This window comes from Komagataeibacter kakiaceti JCM 25156 (genome assembly GCF_000613305.1).
Map to the genome: position 1 here is coordinate 1 of NZ_BAIO01000363.1, position 2405 is coordinate 2405.

General features: G+C 64.8%; 2 protein-coding genes and 1 pseudogene. All 3 read right to left on the reverse strand.

Annotated features, from left to right (window positions below; genetic code table 11):
- On the reverse strand, positions 1 to 1711 hold a 1711-nt coding region (locus tag JCM25156_RS13780; RefSeq protein ID WP_034959903.1), incomplete at its 3' end, for a RelA/SpoT family protein.
- A 108-nt stretch (positions 1712 to 1819) separates the two neighbouring features.
- A complete protein-coding gene (gene rpoZ, locus JCM25156_RS13785; protein ID WP_025813541.1) occupies positions 1820 to 2194 on the reverse strand; it encodes a DNA-directed RNA polymerase subunit omega in 375 nt (124 codons plus the stop codon).
- An 81-nt stretch (positions 2195 to 2275) separates the two neighbouring features.
- A pseudogene (locus tag JCM25156_RS31290) lies at positions 2276 to 2405 on the reverse strand (2-amino-4-hydroxy-6-hydroxymethyldihydropteridine diphosphokinase); the annotation flags it as partial.

Here is a 2405-nt window from a genome sequence, read left to right on the forward strand (position 1 = left end):
TCGCGCGGCGCAGTTCGGGATAGGCGAGCTGCACCACCTCCCGCGCGGACTGGTTGCCATTTCCCACAGCAACATACAGGTCGGGCACCGATTGCAGCCGCAGATCCCTGAGCAGGCTGTCCAGCACCTTTTCCGATCCGTCCACTCCTTCCTGCCGGAAGGCCTTGGCCAGCGCCACGCGGCCACTTTCCAGATGGGCCTCGCGCTGTTGCAGGGCGACATGGCGGCGGATACGCGCACGCGCCTTGCCGGTGACGACAAACCGCTCCCACGATGGCGAGGGCGTGCCCCCGCGCGCGGTCATGATCTCGACCTGATCGCCATTCTGCAATTCGTGGCGCAGCGGCATGAGGCGGCCATTGATGCGCGCGCCCACGCAGGTATCACCCACCTGGCTATGCACGGCGTAGGCGAAATCGACCGGGGTCGCGCCACGCGGCAGGGAGATCAGTTGCCCCTTGGGCGTGAAGCAGAAAACCTGATCCTGATAGAGTTCGAGTTTCGTGTTCTCGAGGAACTCGTCCGGGGCCGCCGAATCTTCCAGAATGTCCAGCAGATCCTGCACCCAGCGCAGGCCGGAAATGACGCCCTTCGTTTCCCCGCTGCCCGCGGCATCGGGCAACTGCTTGTACAGCCAGTGCGAGGCGACGCCGTTTTCCGCCACGTCATGCATTTCCGCCGTGCGGATCTGCACCTCGATCTTCTGGTTGCGCGGGTGGCGCAGCGTCACCCCGGTATGCAGGCTCTGGTAGCCGTTGGCCTTGGGGGTGGAGATATAGTCCTTGAACCGCCCGGCAATGACCGGATAGGCGGCGTGGACCGCGCCAAGCGCGATATAACATGCCTCCCGCGAGGGAACGATGATGCGGAAGGCCATGATGTCGGACAGCTGCTCGAACGCCACATTGCGCCGCTGCATCTTTTCCCAGATGGAATAGGGCGTCTTCTCGCGCCCCGTCACATCCACGCCTTCCAGCCCGGCTTCGGCGCACAGGGCCAGAAGCTCGCGGCGGATTTCCTCGATCACGTCCGCACCCTGCCCGCGCAGGTAGTTGAGGCGGGCGCGGATGGTGGCCATCGCCTCCGGCTCAAGCGCGGCGAAGGACAGGTTCTGGAGTTCGCCCTTCACCTTGTCCATGCCGATACGGCCGGCAAGGGGGGCGTAGATTTCCATGGTTTCGCGCGCAATGCGCTGCCTGCGGTCCAGGCGCTGCACGTAATGCAGCGTGCGCATGTTGTGCAGGCGGTCCGCCAGCTTGACCAGCAGCACGCGGATGTCGCGCGACATGGCCAGCACGAGCTTGCGGAAATTCTCGGCCTGCTTGGTGCGGTCGGACTGGAGTTCCAGCCGCGTCAGCTTGGTGACGCCATCGACCAGATCGGCCACCGTGTCACCGAACTGCTGGCGCAGTTCCTGCTGGGTTACGCCCGTATCCTCGATCGTGTCATGCAGCAGGGCCGTGATGATGGACGCGACATCGAGATGGAATCCCGCCAGTATGTTGGCGACGGCCAGCGGGTGAATGATGTAGGGATCGCCATTATCGCGCAACTGCCCGGCATGGGCCGTCTGCGCCACGGCGAAGGCGCGGCGGATCAGGTCCGCATCAGCCGCCGGGTCATAGGCATGGATGCGACGGATCAGCTTCGCATGTGATGGCGCGCTCACCTTCCTCCCTGATGGCGGGAAGGGCCAGCGCGCCGTCTCCATCGGCCACTCCGCCCGCGACGGGCGCGGGCATGGAGGAAGATGTCGTTTCCGATCTGACCGGGTCAGTCACCTTCCACCCTTTCGTCAGATGTTATCGCCCGCGCCCGCTCAGCGCCGCCTCGACCGAGCTTCGAGTTCCTCGGCCGACATGCCGCCGGAATTGCGGGCCTCTTCCTCGGCCGAGACATCCTGAAGGCCAAAGATGTTCTGCTCGGTCGGGATCAGGTCGACCACTTCCTCGTCAGCGGGTTCGGGCTCGGGCGCGCGGGCCAGCGAACGGATGAGGTCGCTGCGGATCTGGTCCAGACCCACGGTCTGGTCAGCAATTTCACGCAGGGCGACAACGGGGTTCTTGTCGTTGTCGCGGTCAATCGTCATTTCCTCGCCACGCGACAGGGCGCGCGCGCGCTGGGCCGCCAGCAGCACCAGTTCAAAACGATTGGGAACCCGCTCAACGCAGTCCTCGACAGTGACGCGTGCCATCAGGCCTGAACTCCGGTTAGTAATTGGTTATGTAGGTCAGAATTTACCTTAATACGCCCTCACCCGTCCCGATGCAAGACTTCAGTCCGCACCCGCCCGCCTGCGGGTGATCTGCTGGCCCGCCACCTCCGGCAGCAGGGCGTCGAGCGCGCGCCCGGTCACGGGATCGCGCCAGTCGGGCATGACATCGCGCAGCGGCAGCAGCACGAAG